The following is an 18,063-nucleotide window of genomic DNA, read 5'->3' as shown; positions in this document are numbered from 1 at the left end:
CAAAATCCTATCAAGTTTACTGTTGAAAAGAGTCAAACAGCTAAAGCTTCTGTTACTGCTACTAACAGCTTAACTAAGGGCGCTGTTGAATTAACTAAAGTCGACGACGTCGACGGTACTTCTCTTGAAGGAGCTATCTTTAAAATTGTTGATCATAACGGACCTGATGTTCGCACTGATTTAACTACTGATAAAGACGGCAAAATTTCTGTTTCTGATTTACGTCCAGGAGACTATCAGTTCGTTGAAACGAAGGCTCCTAAGCATTACGACTTAAATCAAAATCCTATCAAGTTTACTGTTGAAAAGAGTCAAACAGCTAAAGCTTCTGTTACTGCTACTAACAGCTTAACTAAAGGTTCAGTCGAATTAATTAAGCTTGACGACGTTGACAACTCTACTCTTGAAGGAGCTATCTTTAAAATTGTTGATCATAACGGACTTGATGTTCGCACTGATTTAACTACTGATAAAGATGGCAAAATTTCTGTTTCTGATTTACGTCCGGGAGACTATCAGTTCGTTGAAACGAAGGCTCCTATTGGATACGATTTAAGTGCTAAGCCAATTCCTTTCACAATTACGAAAGGACAATCTCAAGTTACTTCTGTTACAGCTTTAAATAGTTTAACAACAGGTTCAATGGAGTTAACTAAAATTGATATTGATCACCATGGAACACTTGAAGGTGCCATTTTCAATATTTTAGATCACGACGGAAAAGTAGTACGAGAAGGTTTACAAACAGACGGGCATGGTAAATTAATCGTAAATGATTTGAAACCTGGTAATTATCAATTAGTGGAAACAAAGGCTCCTAAAGGCTATCAATTAGATGCATCACCAATAAACTTTACAATTGAAAAAGCTCAAGCTGCACCACTACAAATTACAGTTTCAAATAAAAAAATCGATTCTTCATCCGGTGGAGATGATAAACCAATTACTCCTCCTAATAAAGAAGAGGAAACGGGGAAAGAAACTTCTGAAGAACTAGAAAAAGGAAATCCTGACACACATGGTAAAGGAACTTCTGAAGAACTAGAAAAAGAAAACCCTGACACACAAATAAACAAACAGCAAGATGACCGAAATAAGGGTAAAGAACTTCCAAATACAGGTCACAAAAATGATCCTACTCAAACAGTAGGCATCGTACTTCTACTAGCTGGTTTGTTAAGTATTTTAGCTACAAAACGAAAAAAATATTATTAATAGTTTTTCACACCTAATCAAGTGAACATTTGATTAGGTGTTTTTTTATGCCAAAAAAGGACGATACATAGAGTATCGTCCTTTTAACGGGGTGAGGCTGCCCAAAAGTACGGAAAACCTTTGAACAGCCTCGTATTTTCATATGGATGCCTTACATATATCACTGATAATAAGTATGAAATGCGGAAACATATTTATCATCACATGATTCAAACATGAGAAAAGAAATCCTATAGGATTCTTTTCTCTACATAATCTAAAGTTTGGGTACACTAGATTCATGCAATGTAGGAGCTTTCCAAGCAGAAAGCGAACCTTCATTTAAAATGATAGCATACATATCTCCATCAAAAATATGCAAATATGCATATAGCGTTTTTTTATTTCTCAATGTCAGAATATTGAAAAATAATGAAAATGACGGTAAAATAAAGTCGTTATCCGTCTTCTTTTGTCAGTCAGAGAGAATAGAAGAATAGGAGAGGAAAAAATGAAAAAATCTTTGAAACAAAAAATAGTAAGCTCTTTGCTTGCTGTATCACTCGCTGTTAGCTTAGCTCCAATTGGACAAGCCAAAGCTGATTCCACGTCAGAAATCACACAGACTTCACCTATCACAAAACAAGTTGATGCAAGCCGCGCTATCGAACACATCCGTTTCTTATCCGAAACAATTGGTCCTCGCCCTGGTGGGACAAAATCAGAAGAATGGGCTTCTCGCTACGTTGGTATGCAGCTTAAATCAATGGGCTATGAAGTAGAATATCAACCATTTCAAGTACCGGATCAATACGTTGGATTTATTGAATCACCATTATCCACAAAACGTAATTGGCAAGCCGGCGCTGCCCCTAACGCACTAATTTCTACAGAAGCTGTTACAGCTCCTCTTATCTTTGTTCAAGGTGGAACAAAATTAGAGGATATCCCAAATGAAGTAAACGGAAAAATTGTTCTATTTGAAAGAGGAACAACAGTTGCAGACTATAATAAACAAGTTGAAAATGCTGTTAGCAAAGGAGCAAAAGGTGTCCTTTTATACAGTTTAATTGGCGGACGCGGAAATTATGGACAAACCTTCAATCCCCGCCTAACGAAAAAGCAGTCTATCCCTGTCTTTGGTCTTGCTTATGCACAAGGAAATGCATTTAAAGAGGAAATCGCTAAAAAAGGGACCACTCTTCTTTCTCTAAAAGCGAGACATGAATCTAACTTAACATCACTTAATGTCATCGCTAAAAAGAAACCAAAAAACAGCACAGGTAATGAAAAAGCCGTCGTTGTAAGTTCGCACTATGATAGTGTCGTTGGAGCACCTGGAGCAAACGATAATGCTTCTGGTACAGGATTAGTATTAGAATTAGCTCGTACTTTTCAAAATGTAGAAACTGATAAAGAAATTCGTTTTATTGCTTTTGGTTCTGAAGAGACTGGCTTACTTGGCTCCGATTATTACGTTAATAGTCTATCCCAAAAAGAACGCGATCGAATTTTAGGTGTCTTTAACGCAGACATGGTTGCAACAAATTACGATAAAGCAAAGAATTTATATGCTATGACGCCTAACGGTTCTCCAAACCTTGTAACAGACGCAGCCTTACAAGCAGGTAAACAATTAAATAATGACCTCGTACTGCAAGGGAAATTCGGCTCCAGTGATCACGTGCCATTTGCTGAAGTTGGTATTCCTGCCGCCCTATTTATTTGGATGGGTGTCGATAGTTGGAATCCATTAATCTATCATATTGAGAAGGTATACCATACACCTCAAGATAATGTGTTAGAAAACATTTCGCCTGAACGTATGAAAATGGCATTAGAAGTTATCGGGACAGGAGTTTATAATACACTTCAAAAATCTGTTGCTCAAACTGAACAGAAAGCTGCTTAATCATTTAAAAGACCACTGATTTTTATCGGTGGTCTTTTATTGAGAAAATATTTATATGCATAAAAGCATATTTCCTCCTGCTCATTATCCTATACAATATTAATTGTAACAAAAATGATTACAACTAATAAGGAGGCTTTTTCTACTATGAAAAAAATTATTTTAGCCAGTGCTTTAACTTTAGCAGGAATTACTGGCGCTACCGCTTTTATTCCTGAAACAAAGGTCGCTGCTGCCACTCAAGAACAAAGCTTTACAAAATTTTATTCTTTGCAAACTGGAAGTAGTTCTGAACAAGAACCTATTTTCCTTCAAAAAGGACAGGAACTAACAATTCAACCTAACAGTAAAACTCCTAGTTACAGTGTTTATGACTCAAATCATAACCTTATCGGGCGCTATTCTGATGGTTACGGCCGAATTTTCACTGCAAAAACAGATGGAAATATGTATGTTCAATTTCACGCACCTTTCGTTTACTATAGTCCTGTTAGCTTTTCTGTTACGTATACAATCCAATAAAATAAAGGGCCTTTCTCAAGGCCCTTTATTTTATTTCCCAATTCACTTTTACAAAACCATCTTTCACCATTACACCACTTATATTAAATACATACCTTTCATTTGCCTTTAATGTAGCTTTGAAAGTACCTTTTTTCGATTCACAGATCTCTTTTAACTCTCTTATACCTTCTCCTTGCCTTTCATACAAGCTAAAGCATAAATTCCCACGTTTTGCATCTGTCTCATAAGAAAATGTTACTTCTGTATCTTTTTCATACTCAAGTTCAATATCTTTCCCAGTAATATCCCATGATGAGAATTTTGCCTCGTAACCGGTCTCCCCTTGCTTCTCATTTTCTAAATATATATCACCAGCTCTCCACATATCATCTAACGTTTGAACGAAAGCAAAGCCGCTCAGTAATACAAACATCGTACTTGCAAATATGACAACTAATGTTATCTTTTGTTTTTTCATAGCCTTCATCGTATGTTCTCCTTCTATTTTCTTGTTACTTCTTCGTATCATATATAACAAAACTCCAATAAAAAATGGTAATACAATCGCTATAACACTCCACCACTTACTTATTCCACGCGTTTTCGCATCTGTATACACCCATGATGCTACACATACTAAAAGTGCTATAAAAGTCAAAAGCATTGTAATCCCAGCTATCTCAAATACTACAAATGGATTAGCGAACTCTATCATGTAATTTATACTCCTTCTTTAAAAATGACTGTATGACAACATATATAGGAACGTATAGATGCATCATAATCACACTTGCTATCAACATAGGGACTTTATGATTCAAATGAGTGACAAACTGCTCCATAACAACTGTTAATAAAATAATCCAAATAGCATGAATACAAACAACCCATCTTTTCTCTAATTTCCGAGCATTTCGTACGCTCTGTTTCGTTTTATTTATCAGCTCTCCGCTTGGAATCGTGTCTTCAGCTAAGCTGCCTCTTATCTTCTGATCAAACTTATCTTCCGTCATAAACAAACCCCTCCAAATGTTCCCGCATTTGCTTCTTCGCATAATTAAGGCGGTATTTCACCGTACCAATCGGTATATTTAATATTTCGCTCATTTCTTTATAAGAGTATTGTTCATAATAGTAGAGTACGAGCACGGTTTTATATTTTTCATTCAATAGCTGTATAACTTCACGTATCATTTCCGATTCCACTTTTTGAATAAATTCTTCTGATATATTCACTTCATCTGCGAAATCGATTTCTCCACCATCCTCTTTATGAAACAAATCCAATACGCGATCTTTCCACCTTTTCTTCTTACGATAAAAGTCATAAAACGCACGAACACAAATTGTAGTAATCCATTTTTTATAATTTTCCACGCTAGAAAGCTGGTGCCTAGAGGAAAAAACTTTTATCCAAGTCTCTTGAAAAATATCTTCTGCATCTTCTTTCGTTTTCGCTAATTTATGGCATAAGGAATATATTTGCTGCTTATATATATCAATTAATTCTTCTACCTTTTCTTCCATCTTAAACCTCCTGTCATTTATATAAGACGACGCAAATTCTCCTTTTATTTGATAAAATTTTATTTTTTTATTATCTCCATACAAAAAGGCAATCACAACATCGTGTGATTGCCTTTTACTGAAAACGAAAAATCGGTTAGAATACTCGGTGGCTTCGCGCCTTCCTCCTATTCTGAACGAGCCGCTTCTGCTTTTCTTTATTGTCCAGCTCTGCCTCCTAGCCCCTTCTGTCTAAGAACCTTCCCCACAAGAAGATAAAAAGCATCTTCTGTGGGAAAGAACCTTAGCCTTCGGGGCTAAACAGTCGGCTCCGCTTTTCTTTATTACATTTTTTCTGGTGCAGATACTCCTACGATTGCTAATGCATTTTGAAGTGTAGTGCGTACTGCTTTCATTAACTCATAGCGAGCTTTACTTAATTCTAAGTTGTCTTGGTTTAATACTTTTTCTGCATTGTAGAAGCTGTGTAATGCTGCTGCTAATTCAAATGCATAGCTTGTAATGCGGTGTGGCAGACGTTTTTGCGCTGCATCCGCAACTACAGCTGGGAATTCACCAAGTTTTTTCAGTAACTCTACTTCTTTCTCCGAAGTAACAAGCTTGTAATTCACGTCTCCGCCTGCAGCTAATCCTAACTCTTCACCTTGACGAAGAATACTGCATACGCGAGCATGAGCATACTGTGCATAGTATACTGGGTTTTCATTAGATTTTGATACAGCTAAGTCCATATCGAAGTCTAAATGAGAATCACCGCTACGCATTGCGAAGAAGTAACGCATTGCGTCCACGCCTACTTCTTCCATAAGCTCACGAAGTGTAACTGCTTTACCTGTACGCTTACTCATCTTCATTTTTTCACCATTTTGGTACAGTTGTACCATTTGGATGATTTCTACTTCAAGTGTTTCTTTATCGTAACCAAGTGCTTGAATAGCCGCTTTCATACGAGGAATGTAACCGTGGTGGTCAGCACCCCAAATGTTGATTAACTTATCGAAACCACGCTCTAATTTATCACGATGGTAAGCGATATCTGGCGTTAAGTATGTGTAAGAACCGTCGTTTTTAATTAATACACGGTTTTTGTCGTCACCGTAAGTCATAGAACGGAACCAAGTTGCACCGCCTTCTTCAAAGATCTCGTCACGCTCTTTTAATACTGCAAGTGCAGCATCGATTTTTCCGTTTTTGTATAATGATGTTTCTGAGAACCATACATCGAACTTAACACGGAAGCTTTCTAAGTCTTTTTGAAGTTTTGCTAACTCATATTTTAAACCGTATGAACGATAGAACTCATAGCTTTCTTCAGCATCAGCTTTTGCATAACGATCGCCAAACTCTTCAGCTAAACGCTTACCGATTCCAATGATGTCCGCACCATGGTATCCGTCTTCTGGCATTTCTTTCTCTAGGCCTAAAGCTTGCATGTAACGAGCTTCAACAGAAAGAGCTAAGTTATGAATTTGGTTACCAGCGTCATTAATGTAGTACTCACGAGATACATCGTATCCTGCTTTTGCTAATACGTTACATAAAGTGTCACCTACTGCCGCACCACGTGCATGTCCTAAGTGAAGATCACCTGTTGGGTTCGCAGATACGAACTCAATTTGTACTTTTTCACCTTTACCAGTATTCGTTTCACCGTAAGCTTCGCCAGCGTTAACGATTGTTGGGATTAAGTCTGTTAAGTAGCTATTATCCATGTAGAAGTTAATGAAGCCAGGTCCTGCGATTTCAATTTTTTCAATAGAAGCTTTTGCTTTATCGAAGTTTGCAACTAATTCTTCTGCAATCATACGAGGTGCTTTTTTCGCAACGCGTGCAAGTTGCATTGCCATATTTGTAGAGAAGTCACCATTTGTTTTATCTTTTGGAGATTCTAATACAACGTTTGGAATCTGTTCTTCTGTCGCTAATTCTGCCTTTAATACAGCAGCTTGAATTTCTTCTTTAATTAATCCTTTTACTTGTTCTAAAGAATTCATTATTTTGCCTCCTTCAAATTAAGTGTAATTGTATATCTGCCAGCTTCTTGTTCACTTAGAAGCAATGCGTACGTTAAGAAGAGTTGTCCTTTTTTCTTTTCATCCGACCATTTAAAAAGAACGTTATCAGTTTTCGTTTGCAATGCAAACGTACCAAGTTCACTCGTATACGTACCAGTTGTCCATTCACCTTTCACATGCGTTTGACGCATTGAAACAGCACCTGAACGCATAATGAGAACTTGTTCATCTTGAATTTTAATAATTGTTTTCACTTCGCCCTGTTCGTTCGGCTCTTGGAATGTTACATATGTACCTTGACCTTTTACATAGTATTGACCATTTGCTTCAAAAGCAACGGTTTCCTTCCTCGCCCCTTCACGGATTTCTGTTACGAAATGAACGTGTACCGGCAAGCCTGCAAGTTGTTTCTCCACGTCTTGCACACCTTTCAAATGTTATAGATATTAAATACTACTTATAATAAATCACTTTTCCTATCATATCAAAAAAAACCTCTGTCTGTCTGCTGAAAAATCAGGAAAACTCCATTTCAAAAAATAATTCACTTTCACTTTATTTCATATGATAAAATATTTTTAAAATCTAAATATTCTTTCATTTAAAGAGGTGAGTTATGTGCTACCGACAAAATTAAAAAAGGGTGATGAAATTAGAGTTATTTCACCATCTTGCAGCTTAAGTATTGTCTCAACTGAAAACAGAAAGCTTGCCGTAAAAAGATTAACTGACATGGGCTTTCAAGTTACATTCTCAACATATGCTGATGAGATAGATCAATTTGCTTCCTCTTCTATTTCTTCACGCGTTCAAGACCTTCACGAGGCATTTAGAGACCCTAATGTAAAAGCCATTTTGACAACACTTGGCGGATACAACTCTAATGGTTTATTGAAACATCTGGATTATGATTTAATTCGAAAAAACTCGAAATTTTTCTGTGGCTATTCTGATATTACCGCTTTAAATAATGCAATTTACACAAAAACAGGACTTATTACATATTCAGGACCCCATTTCTCTTCATTTGGAATGAAGAAAGGTCTCGAATATACGACTAATTACTTTTTACAATGCTTAACTTCTAATAAGCCTATTGAAGTCCTGCCATCTGAAACGTGGAGCGATGATTCTTGGTATATAGATCAGGAAAATCGAGAATTCATTACAAATGAAGGTTATATTTCGATTCATGAAGGAGAAGCAACTGGAGAGATTATCGGTGGTAATATGAGCACATTGAATTTACTACAAGGTACACCATATATGCCAAACTTACAGGGGAAAATATTATTTCTTGAGGAGGATAGTTTAACTGGAAAAGCTACCCTTAACACTTTTGATCGTTATTTACATTCTCTTATGCAGCAACCTGACTTTGAACATGTAAAAGGCATCGTTATAGGAAAGATGCAAAAAGGTGCAGAATGTACGATAGAAGACATTCAAGAAATGATTGCTTCAAAGCCTGAACTTACACATATACCTATCATTGCAAACGCAAGTTTCGGGCATACAACCCCGATTTTCACTTTCCCAATTGGTGGACGTGCAAAAATCATTTCTAATAAAGAGAATTCAGCTATTACCATTTTAACGCACTAAAAAAGGAGCGAACGATTCGCTCCTTTTACGGTTTTTCTATTTTTTCCAACGCTTTTTGCGGAATTGATTCTTTTGGGATTTCAGCCCATCCTTTTCCTTGCATACCTTTTGCATAAATTTTTATAAACGCCCCCGTATGCAATTCACGGTTCATCATTCTTTTCACAACTTGTAACTTTCCGTCTTCTGTATACCCTTTAAATGTATACAAGTATTCACCGTCTTTTTTCTCACCTTTATTTATAACCGCATAATAATCTTGTATTTCTTTATTTGAAAAGAAGTTGTCTACAAAAGCATGCACACCTTCTGTTTTCGTGTTTAAATAGTACGCTGTTCCACCTAAAATAATGGCGAATACAGCTAAAACTTTAATTACCAATTTCATACATGCGCCTCCTGTTTGCACTTCTTTCTCACTAATCTTATGTCTATACCTGTATTATACGGAAAAAGGCATACCATACTCTATTGAAAAGTCTTACACTTTCCTTACATTATTGTAAGGGTTTTTCAACTTATAGCAATTTCCCAATAAAAAATTTTTCCGTTTCATGAACTTTTATATTATTATTGAATGATACAAATTTTTATTACAAAAATCAAAGGAGACAGTTTTCAAATGGCTATCTTGCAAGGTTTAGCACTATTACTTGTTGTACTTTGTCTATTTACACTTTTTAGTTACCGTGCTCCTTACGGAATGAAAGCAATGGGTGCTTTAGCTAATGCAGCAATCGCAAGTTTTCTTATTGAAGCATTTCACCGTTATATCGGTGGAGAGATGTTTCATAATCACTTTTTACAATCAGTAGGAGAAGCTTCTGGTAGTATGAGCGGTGTCGCAGCGGCAATTTTAGTCGCACTAGCAATCGGTGTTTCACCCGTATATGCTGTTTTAATTGGTATTGCTACTAGCGGATTCGGTATTTTACCAGGATTTTTCGCTGGATACGTTTGCGCTTTCGTCGTGAAATTTCTCGAAAAGAAATTACCGGCTGGTGTAGAGTTTTTAGCAATTTTATTTATTGCCGCACCAATCTCACGCGGAATGGCCATGCTTATGGATCCGCTCGTGAATGCAACGCTCGGTAAAATCGGTTCTATGATTTCAGTTGCAACTACAGAAAGTCCTATCATTATGGGTATTATGCTTGGTGGATTAATAACAGTTATTTCTACTTCTCCATTAAGTTCTATGGCACTAACTGCAATGCTTGGATTAACAGGTTTACCAATGGCAATTGGTAGTCTTGCCGTAGCAGCCTCAGCCCCGATGAACTTTATTTTCTTTAAGCGACTAAAAATTTGCTCAAAGAAAGACACAATCGCTGTAGCAATCGAGCCTTTAACACAAGCCGATGTTGTTTCAGCAAATCCAATTCCAATTTATGCGACAAACTTCGTTGGCGGTGCACTCGCTGGTATTATTACATCTCTGTTCCAGCTCGTTAATAATGCACCAGGAACAGCATCACCAATCCCAGGACTTCTTGTCTTATTCGGATTTAATGACGTTGTAAAAGTAACAATTGCTGCCGTACTGTGTGGAATCGTTACCACTATTGTTGGATACATCGGATCAATCGTATTCCGCAAATATCCAATTCGTTCTGCTGATGAAATTCGCGGCATTACTTCGGAAGAAAAAGTTGCATAAGAAAAGAGCTATTCTCATTGTTTGAGAGTAGCTCTTTTTCTTGTCGTGTAACGGTAAATGAAATTATATCAGCGATTTTTTTAATATATCGACTTACCGACACATAACGACAAAATAAGAGCTCCCTATTCATATAGGAGGCTCTTATTTTATCCAGCTATAGCGGCTAGAATGATCGGTGGCTTCGTTTCTTCCTTCGAGGCAAAAAGCGCCTCTACGTCTGAAGCTCCATCCCCCTCACATTCTAAACGAGCCACTTCCGCTTTTATTTCTATCCAGTTACGCCTCTTAGACCCTTGCGTCTAAGAACCTTCCCTGCCAAAAGGTAAAAAGCACCTTTTGCAGGAAAGAACCTTAGTCACCGGGTCTAAACAGTCGGCTTCACTTTTATTTCACCCAACCGAGCAGCATTTCCCGCACGAATTTGCTTGCTGCGACTGGTGTTTGATCACTATGGTCGTAGACAGGAGCTACTTCTACTAAGTCTGCTCCAACTACATTTATATTTGAATTTGCAATTGCCACGATGGAATCTAATAATTCTTTAGATGTGATACCTCCAGCTTCTAACGTTCCTGTTCCTGGAGCGTGAGCTGGGTCTAATACGTCAATGTCGATTGTGACATAAACTGGGCGTCCTGCAAGTTTCGGTAATACTTCTTTTAACGGTTCTAATACGTCAAATTTATATAAATTCATACCTACTTCTTTTGCCCATTCGAATTCTTCCTTCATTCCAGAACGAATACCGAAAGAATATACGTTTTCCGGACCAATTAAATCGCACACTTTACGAATAGGTGTAGAGTGGGATAAAGGCTCCCCTTCATACGATTCACGTAAATCAGTATGAGCATCCATATGGATGATTGCTAAATCCGGATATTTTTTTGCCATTGCCTTAAAAATTGGCCAAGACACTAAGTGCTCACCGCCGAGACCTAGTGGAAACTTATCGGCATCTAAAAGTTTTGATACATACTCTTCAATCATGTCTATGCTACGCTGTGGATTTCCAAATGGTAATGGAATATCACCCGCATCAAAATATTTTACCTCTTCTAGTTCACGATCTAAATATGGGCTATATTCTTCAAGACCGATTGACACTTCACGAATACGTGCAGGGCCAAAACGAGAACCTGGACGGTAGCTTACTGTCCAATCCATTGGCATCCCGTAAATAACTGCCTCTGACTCTTCAAAACTTGGATGACTTTTAATAAATACTTTACCTGAATAAGCTTCATCAAAACGCATACTCTTTTCCTCCTTGTGTGGAACTTAAGGTATCCCAACCTTTCATTATTTCTCAAATTTGGAGCCTATAACTCCTCTTTCTCGATTTACCTGTGCCTTCTTTTTCTTACAAGAAGACTACTTCATTTGTAGCAGTGTAAGTAACTAGCATGTTCAAGCCTTCTAGACAAACACCTTAAATGAGTCACTTACACTTTATTTATTTCAATTTAACGCTCTTACTTAATTAAATCGCCAACAAATTTCGGTAATGCGAATGCTGCATTGTGTAATTCTTTTGTGTAGTATTTCGTTTCGATTTCGTGGAAACGCTCTTCACTCACTTCTAATGGATCATGTTTTTTAGATCCAATTGTGAACGTCCAAAGACCACTTGGGTAAGTTGGAATGTTCGCTGTGTATAAACGAGTAATTGGGAAAATCTCCTTTACGTCTTTAAACACAGTTGTAATTAGTTCTGGTGTGAACCAAGGGTTGTCCGTTTGTGCAACGAAAATACCATCTTCTTTTAACGCTTTAGAGATTCCAGCGTAGAAGCCTTTTGTAAATAGATTTACTGCTGGTCCTACTGGCTCAGTAGAATCTACCATAATTACGTCATATTCATTTTCGCTTTCTGCAATGTGTAGGAAACCGTCTCCTACTTTTACTTCTACACGCTCATTATCTAGTGCGCCTGCAATTGATGGTAAGTATTGTTTAGAGTACTCAATTACTTTTCCATCGATTTCAACAAGAGTTGCTTTCTTTACGCTTGGGTGTTTTAACACTTCACGAATAACACCGCCATCGCCACCACCTACAACTAATACGTTTTCAGGGTTTGGATGTGTAAATAAAGGTACGTGCGCTACCATTTCATGATAAACGAACTCATCTTTTTCTGTTGTCATAACCATGCCATCTAAAATAAGCATGTTTCCGAACTCTTCCGTTTCAACCATATCAAGTTTTTGGAATTCTGTTTGCTCCGTATGTAATGTGCGGTTAATACGCGCCGTAATCCCAAAATGTTTTGTTTGTTTTTCAGTGAACCATAGTTCCATCGTACAATCACGCCTTTCAATGCAAATTTATAATAGGGACATCATTAATGTCCCCTAACAAAAATAAAACAAAACATCCAAAAAGTATAGTTAAAAGTACAAAAATACCGAAAATATATTTTAGTCAGAGGGTTCTAACATATGTACGAAAAGGGATTGCCCTGTAATAGGAAAGAAAACCCTTTCTTAGGAAAGGGCTTTTGTCTCTACTTCTACCGGCTTTCGAACCGGAATTAAAATCATTACACAACCGACTAACACAACAATTCCACCGACTAAAAACGGACTTTGCGGTGAAACAGTGTGGCCGATGATTCCTGATAAGATTGGAGCAATTGCGCCACCTAACCAACGAACGAAGTTATAAACACCTGATGTAACAGATCTTTCATAAGGTGAAATATCCATTACATAACTTGTAAATAATGCATTATTTAATCCAGATGCTAATCCCGATAGAACAATTAATACAATTTGTAACCACATAACTTTCACGAAGAATAGTGCGATTAAGAAAAGCGCAAATACGAGTAAACTACCTTTCAACAATGCTTTCGGTTCATATTTCCCTTCTAGCTTATGGGCCAAAATTGCAGAACCGTAAGCTAACGCTAATCCCCATCCGCAAAATACAAAACCTAATTGAATAGCAGATAAATGCATAATAAGTGGTGAGTATGCTAGCACAACGAAAAATCCGTAGTAGTATAACATTCCTGAAATCGCACCTTGCATAAACGGTTTATATTTCACCAGGTTAAGTAATTCTCCTACGCCTGCCGCCTTACGTTTCACTTTTCGCTCCGGTTCTTTTACAAAAAAGAAAACTAAAATAAATGCTAAGAAAATTAAAATACTCGTCGCAAAAAATGGGTAACGCCAAGAATGTCCACCTAATATCCCGCCTAATAACGGTCCGCCTGCCATCCCTAAACCGATAGCTGCTTCATATAGTCCTACTGCTTCATGAACTTCTTTACTTAATGCAATCAATAATGTCATCGCCGTTGCGAAGAACATCGCATTTCCTAATCCCCACCCCGCGCGGAAAATAGATAATTGGGCAATCGTTTGCGATATACCGCATATAAACGCAAATACAGTTACAATCGCAAGACCGATCGTCATCATTCGTTTATCACCAAATCTTGATGCGAATATTCCAGCTGGTAACATCATAATTGCCATCGTTAAAATATATGCTGTAAATAACATCTCTACTTGCCAATGCGATGCACCAATTTGCTCAGCAATACTTGGTAAGATTGGGTCGACTACCCCTATACCCGAAAAAGCAAGGAAGGTAGCCACCACTGTAATCAATCTCCCTAATTTTTGTTTGCTCTCCATTTTGATCATTCTCCTTTTGTACTCTCTAAAAATGTCGCTGCACGATGTAGGCTATCTTCGAGTTCCGCCTTTACACGCTGCATTTGATCCATTTTCTCGTCTAGCGTTTGCACTTGTTTTTCAAGCATCTCTTTAATTTCTTGAATCACTTCGCGGTCACGAGGATTCTCACTATTTCTTCTTTGCTCCATTCTTTCTTTTAACGATAAAAAATGTTGCATTTCTTGAAGTGTAATCCCTAACACTTCTTTCGCTTCTACAATCCTTTTAATTCTGGCGATGTCCTCGTCCGTATACAGGCGAATGTTCCCCTCACTACGTTCAGGGGGATGAATTAAACCAATTTCCTCATAATAACGAAGTGTACGTTTTGTTAAACCAACTTGCTTTGTGACTTCATCAATTTTATACATGTTTATTCCTCCCTTCACTCAATTATTACATTTTACGTTAACGTTAACTTTTGTGCAACTGTTAGACTTTTGTAAATGTTTATCCTATTCAATTGTATTTTTCCAAAAGCAGTTTCATAATGAAAGAAAAGAAACGATAAGGAGATTTCCGTATGAATAAACCACTTATTTTCGCCCACCGCGGGGTAAAAGGAACACATCCAGAAAATACGATGATTGCCTTCCAAGAAGCAGAACGCATTGGTGCCCACGGAATTGAGCTTGATGTCCACCTATCAAAAGATGGTGAACTTGTCGTGATTCACGATGAAACAGTAGATCGCACAACAAATGGCATAGGTCTTGTTTCTGAAAAAACGGTAGCGGAATTACAAGCTTTAGATGCTGGTAGCCATAAAGACCCTTCTTTCCATGAAGCAAAAATCCCAACGTTACGTGAAGTATTCATTTGGTTATCTACGACAAATTTACAGCTCAATATTGAGTTAAAAACAGATGTTATCCACTATCCAACTATTGAAGAAAAAGCTGTTGCTCTCGTTCGTGAATACCATCTATCTAATCAAATTATATTCTCATCATTTAACCACGACTCTGTTTCATTATTAGCAGAAATAGCTCCTGAAATCCCAAGAGCAATTTTATATGATACACCACTTGCTGATCCTATCGCTGAAGCAAAAAATAGAGAAGCAACTGGTTTACATCCAAACTTTCAATTACTAACAAAGGAATTTATTCAATTTGCACAAGATCAAGGGTACGTTTTCCGCCCTTATACGATTAACGAATACAAAGATTTACAAACTATGATTGACTATGGCGTAGATGTCATTATTACCGATTGGCCAGCACGTGCCTTTGAGCTCCTTTCTTAATTGAAGGAGCTTTTTGTTTTCGAAATTTCATTGTTTAAAATAACCGAAAACCCTCAATACTAATACAATAATGTTTGTATTAGTATTGAGGGGCTGAAAAAGATGGATCAAACTATGAATCCGAAACTTAAAAAATATAAACGTCTTTTCTTCACCGTAATGTTTTCTTCTGTTCTTTTTTTTGTTTTTTCCTTTTTTGTTATTATTATAGTTGCAAAAATTATGGGACCTCCTCCTGTTGCTGTCCCACAAACAAGTGTCTTTTACGCTAATGATGACACTGTTATCGGACAAAGTAATGAAATGCAAAAACGTTACAATGTATCTCTCAATGAAATTTCTCCTTATGTAAAAGAGGCGACACTTTCTATCGAAGATCAACGATTTTACAAACATCATGGCTTTGATATGAAACGTATTGCTGGTGCTATTGTTGCCGATTTAAAAGCGATGGCAAAGGTCCAAGGTGCTAGTACGATTACACAACAGTATGCTCGTAACCTATACTTAGATCATGATAAAACGTGGAAACGTAAACTATTAGAAGCGATGTACACAATTCGCCTTGAAGTGAACTATAATAAAAATCATATTTTAGAAGGATATTTAAATACAATTTATTACGGGCATGGTGCTTACGGAATCGAAGCTGCGTCTCGTCTATATTTCGATAAAACAGCAAAAGAATTAACATTAGCGGAAGCTAGTATGCTCGCAGGTATCCCGAAAGGACCTAGTGTCTACTCTCCCTTTTTAAAAGAGGATCGTGCGAAAGGACGACAATCTCTCATATTAGACGAAATGGTAGAACAAGGTTACATTACGAAGAAACAAGCAACGTCAGCAAAAAAAGAGCCACTAACTTTTGCCTCATTAGATACAAAAAAAGTGGCAGAGATTGCACCTTATTTCCAAGATGCTGTACAAGCTTCTCTTCTTCGTGATATCGGATTAGATGAACAAGCCTTACAAAAGGGTGGCCTGCGTATTTATACAACACTAGACCCTAAATTACAATCTGTTGCAGAGCAAGCTGTAAAAGATCACATACCTGACACAACAAACATACAAACTGCGCTCGTCTCTATGAATCCAAAAACAGGTGAAGTAGCTGCCCTTGTTGGTGGAACTGATTATAATACGAGTCAATTTAACAGGGCTACACAGGCCGCTCGACAGCCTGGATCTACGTTTAAGCCATTCCTGTATTACGCGGCATTAGAACGAGGATTCACCCCTGCTACGCGCTTAAAAAGCGAATACACTGTGTTCACTTTAGGTGACGGTGTTTCAAAGTATAACCCGAAAAACTATAAAGACTATTATGCAGACGATTTTGTAACAATGGCGCAAGCTCTTGCGGTCTCTGATAACGTATATGCCGTGAAGACCAATTTATTTTTAGGCGAAGACATTCTTACAAAAACAGCGAAGCAATTCGGTATTACTACCGCATTAAAAGATGTTCCGTCTCTCGCTCTCGGTACATCTCCTGTAAAACCAATTGAAATGGTTAACGCTTATAGCATGTTCGCAAACGGCGGAAAAGAAGTAAAACCGATGTTTATTCGCCGCATTATGGACCAGGAAGGAAACATGCTATACGATGCTCATTTGGAGAGTAAACAAGTTCTCGATAAAAGCAAAGCGTTTGTAATGGAAGAAATGATGACGGGCATGTTTAATAAAAAACTGAGCAGCTATGCTGCTGTAACTGGTCAATCGATGTTATCTAAACTATCAAGAACATATGCCGGAAAATCCGGTTCTACTGAAACAGATAGTTGGATGATTGGATTTACCCCGCAAATCGTAACGGGTGTATGGGTTGGATACGATCAACCTAAATCGATTTCAAACGTAGCAGAACAAGGATATGCGAAAAAAATATGGACCGATACGATGGAAAAAGGCTTAGATGGACAACCTCAAAAAGAGTTTAAACAACCAAGTGACGTCGTTGCAGTCGATATTAACCCTGAAAACGGAAAAATCGCTACAAAAAATTGTCCCATTTCAGTTAAAATGTATTTCGCAAAAGGTACAGAACCAACTGAATATTGTATGGATCATGTCGATGACAAAGAGGAATTTGAAAAGACAACTGAAGAAAAGAAGAAAACAAGTTGGTGGAAAAAATATCTTCCTTGGTAAAAAAAATAGCTGACGGGCATCCGTCAGCTATTTTTTATTCACTTAATAATGCACGGCGCAATTCTTCACTAGATTCGTTCCAAATCGCTTCATTATGTTCTTTCAAGAATGTACCAAGTACTTTTTTAGATGATTCATCCATATGGTCAACCATAATGTAACGCTTCATTGATTTATCCATTTTGTTTACGTGCTCTGGAAGTGATTTATATCCGCGGCGAATTTCACGGTCAACTGTCATTTCACAAGCTGTTACACCTGCATAATAAGCACCTGTCGCCGTTCTTTCAATCGTTACCCACACAAGCCAAAATGGTTTTCCGTTTGGAACTTCATCTTTATTTGTTAAAAACTTAATACCTTTTTCGACTGTACTACGTGCATGCATTGCACCGATATCAACAAATGCTGTTTTCTCTAGTACATCGACAAATACAGGTGAAATGTTTTCTAGACTTAATGCTCCAACACCAAAACCACCATGTCCATCTGTTGAATCATTTTTCACGATATTAAAACCGATTTTTTTCTTTTTCTCTGTCATA

General features: G+C 37.4%; 18 protein-coding genes. 7 read left to right on the top strand and 11 right to left on the bottom strand.

Annotated features, from left to right (window positions below; genetic code table 11):
* From JDS99_RS24460 to JDS99_RS24450, 3 genes are all read left to right on the top strand, one after another.
* On the top strand, positions 1-1,215 hold a 1,215-nt coding region (locus tag JDS99_RS24460), incomplete at its 5' end, for an MSCRAMM family protein (protein ID WP_199695851.1).
* A 490-nt stretch (positions 1,216-1,705) separates the two neighbouring features.
* A complete protein-coding gene (locus JDS99_RS24455; RefSeq protein ID WP_060487959.1) occupies positions 1,706-3,106 on the top strand; it encodes a M28 family metallopeptidase in 1,401 nt (466 codons plus the stop codon).
* 147 nt (positions 3,107-3,253) lie between these two features.
* Entirely contained in the window at positions 3,254-3,628 is a 375-nt protein-coding gene (locus tag JDS99_RS24450; protein WP_088065042.1) for a hypothetical protein, read from the top strand.
* 25 nt (positions 3,629-3,653) lie between these two features.
* Here JDS99_RS24450 and JDS99_RS24445 read toward each other — a convergent pair whose 3' ends face one another.
* The 5 genes from JDS99_RS24445 to JDS99_RS24425 form a co-directional block, all read right to left on the bottom strand.
* Positions 3,654-4,325 carry an ABA4-like family protein gene (locus JDS99_RS24445; protein WP_199695849.1) on the bottom strand — a complete coding sequence of 224 codons (672 nt, stop codon included), beginning with the start codon at positions 4,323-4,325 and terminating at the stop codon, positions 3,654-3,656.
* On the bottom strand, positions 4,309-4,623 hold the full coding sequence (locus JDS99_RS24440; RefSeq protein ID WP_098649056.1) for an anti-sigma factor: 315 nt from the start codon (positions 4,621-4,623) through the stop codon (positions 4,309-4,311). The genes JDS99_RS24445 and JDS99_RS24440 overlap by 17 nt, the downstream gene beginning before the upstream one ends.
* Positions 4,610-5,137, bottom strand: a complete 528-nt coding sequence (locus JDS99_RS24435; protein WP_199695848.1) for an RNA polymerase sigma factor — start codon at positions 5,135-5,137, stop codon at positions 4,610-4,612. Before JDS99_RS24435 ends, JDS99_RS24440 begins: the two co-directional genes overlap by 14 nt.
* A gap of 323 nt (positions 5,138-5,460) precedes the next feature.
* On the bottom strand, positions 5,461-7,131 hold the full coding sequence (gene argS, locus JDS99_RS24430; protein WP_001086442.1) for an arginine--tRNA ligase: 1,671 nt from the start codon (positions 7,129-7,131) through the stop codon (positions 5,461-5,463).
* A complete protein-coding gene (locus JDS99_RS24425) occupies positions 7,131-7,568 on the bottom strand; it encodes a YwiB family protein (protein WP_000414868.1) in 438 nt (145 codons plus the stop codon). Before JDS99_RS24425 ends, argS begins: the two co-directional genes overlap by 1 nt.
* 202 nt (positions 7,569-7,770) lie before the next feature.
* On the opposite strand from JDS99_RS24425, the gene JDS99_RS24420 reads away from it, so the two are divergent.
* The gene (locus JDS99_RS24420; RefSeq protein ID WP_199695846.1) at positions 7,771-8,757 is read left to right on the top strand and encodes a S66 family peptidase; all 987 of its coding nucleotides are present in this window, start codon (positions 7,771-7,773) and stop codon (positions 8,755-8,757) included.
* Between the two features lie 25 nt (positions 8,758-8,782).
* Here JDS99_RS24420 and JDS99_RS24415 read toward each other — a convergent pair whose 3' ends face one another.
* Entirely contained in the window at positions 8,783-9,145 is a 363-nt protein-coding gene (locus tag JDS99_RS24415; protein ID WP_000779928.1) for a YxeA family protein, read from the bottom strand.
* A gap of 234 nt (positions 9,146-9,379) precedes the next feature.
* Between JDS99_RS24415 and JDS99_RS24410 the strand changes: the two genes are divergently transcribed.
* A complete protein-coding gene (locus JDS99_RS24410) occupies positions 9,380-10,417 on the top strand; it encodes a PTS sugar transporter subunit IIC (protein WP_199695844.1) in 1,038 nt (345 codons plus the stop codon).
* A 387-nt stretch (positions 10,418-10,804) separates the two neighbouring features.
* Here the strand turns inward: JDS99_RS24410 and speB are convergent, their stop codons facing one another.
* From speB to JDS99_RS24390, 4 genes are all read right to left on the bottom strand, one after another.
* Positions 10,805-11,677: an agmatinase gene (gene speB, locus JDS99_RS24405; RefSeq protein WP_001209823.1), complete on the bottom strand. Its 873-nt coding sequence runs from the start codon at positions 11,675-11,677 to the stop codon at positions 10,805-10,807.
* A 218-nt stretch (positions 11,678-11,895) separates the two neighbouring features.
* A complete protein-coding gene (gene speE / locus JDS99_RS24400; RefSeq protein ID WP_000424696.1) occupies positions 11,896-12,723 on the bottom strand; it encodes a polyamine aminopropyltransferase in 828 nt (275 codons plus the stop codon).
* 186 nt (positions 12,724-12,909) lie between these two features.
* Positions 12,910-14,073, bottom strand: a complete 1,164-nt coding sequence (locus JDS99_RS24395; RefSeq protein WP_060487953.1) for an MFS transporter — start codon at positions 14,071-14,073, stop codon at positions 12,910-12,912.
* A gap of 5 nt (positions 14,074-14,078) precedes the next feature.
* Positions 14,079-14,486, bottom strand: coding sequence for a MerR family transcriptional regulator (locus JDS99_RS24390; protein ID WP_088065047.1), 408 nt, complete (start codon positions 14,484-14,486; stop codon positions 14,079-14,081).
* A gap of 152 nt (positions 14,487-14,638) precedes the next feature.
* Here JDS99_RS24390 and JDS99_RS24385 point away from each other — a divergent pair, with 152 nt between their 5' ends.
* Together JDS99_RS24385 and JDS99_RS24380 are read left to right on the top strand one after the other, a co-directional pair.
* Positions 14,639-15,364, top strand: coding sequence for a glycerophosphodiester phosphodiesterase (locus JDS99_RS24385; protein WP_088065048.1), 726 nt, complete (start codon positions 14,639-14,641; stop codon positions 15,362-15,364).
* 102 nt (positions 15,365-15,466) lie between these two features.
* Positions 15,467-17,518, top strand: a complete 2,052-nt coding sequence (locus JDS99_RS24380) for a transglycosylase domain-containing protein (protein ID WP_199695842.1) — start codon at positions 15,467-15,469, stop codon at positions 17,516-17,518.
* 34 nt (positions 17,519-17,552) lie between these two features.
* Here the strand turns inward: JDS99_RS24380 and JDS99_RS24375 are convergent, their stop codons facing one another.
* A complete protein-coding gene (locus JDS99_RS24375) occupies positions 17,553-18,062 on the bottom strand; it encodes a YwhD family protein (RefSeq protein WP_087983730.1) in 510 nt (169 codons plus the stop codon).
* Between the last annotated feature and the right edge of the window lies 1 nt (position 18,063).

Origin of the sequence: Bacillus cereus group sp. N6 (genome assembly GCF_016483705.1) — a bacterium.
In the GTDB taxonomy this organism is placed as follows: Bacteria; Bacillota; Bacilli; order Bacillales; family Bacillaceae_G; genus Bacillus_A; species Bacillus_A wiedmannii.
The sequence above is the reverse complement of the archived record's forward strand: the minus strand, read 5'-3'. Positions and strand labels throughout refer to the sequence as shown.